Raw genomic sequence first — 686 nt, 5'->3', positions numbered from 1 at the left:
ATAAAAGTTAGGGAATAGGATTTTCTAACATTTCTCTATAAAGCACGCTTCGCACAATGTTTCTAATGTTTCTTTGAAATCTGCTAACGCTTCTTGATGTAAGCCATCTAAAAGTCTCATAAACGCAACAACAGTTTCACGTTGCAACGGAGTAGAAGGTTTTATTATGATGCTTTTTCGACAAGAATAGGCTTCTTTTTTTAAGAGAGAAGCCATTGCTTTATCTAAACCATAAAGCTCTATGATCTTTTCTTCCAGTTCTACAGGAACAGATTTTTTGCCAATTTCTACAGCAGATAAAAATGATACAGATATGTCTAATTTCTTAGCCATATCTAAGAGGCGTTCTGAATGATCAACCCGAAGTTTCCGTAAAATTTTACCAAAAGATGTAACCATATAAAAAGTCCTATTAGAGAAGAAATATTTTCTTCTGATTCTAACAAATCTTTTTATGATTTTCCTCAATTATTGCGAATCAAGAGTTCTTTTCGGGGTGGTTTTTTAGCAAAACCAGATGTCCAAAGGGTCTCTAATTCTAAAAAGTCAAAATCCTTAAAGATCTCTCGAACCGCATCACAATCATTGAGACTCAAGACAAATTTACCTTGTATGCTTTTGAGAACTTTTGCCATACTCACAAAATCATCTTCAACAAAATTCCCAGAGCTGTAACACTTCTTCTT

The 686-nt window shown here is 33.7% G+C and carries 1 protein-coding gene and 1 pseudogene; both read right to left on the bottom strand.

All coding sequences use genetic code 11. The features are described 5' to 3' along the window. Nucleotides 1–24: 24 nt before the first annotated feature. A complete protein-coding gene (locus ACFIJR_RS09205) occupies nt 25–399 on the bottom strand; it encodes a helix-turn-helix domain-containing protein (RefSeq protein WP_375648391.1) in 375 nt (124 codons plus the stop codon). A 65-nt stretch (nt 400–464) separates the two neighbouring features. Continuing rightward, nucleotides 465–686: pseudogene (locus tag ACFIJR_RS09200) on the bottom strand (DNA adenine methylase); the annotation flags it as partial.

Source organism: Bartonella sp. OD88NMGDW, assembly GCF_042193775.1.
GTDB lineage: Bacteria > Pseudomonadota > Alphaproteobacteria > Rhizobiales > Rhizobiaceae > Bartonella > Bartonella grahamii.
The sequence above is the reverse complement of the archived record's forward strand: the minus strand, read 5'-3'. Positions and strand labels throughout refer to the sequence as shown.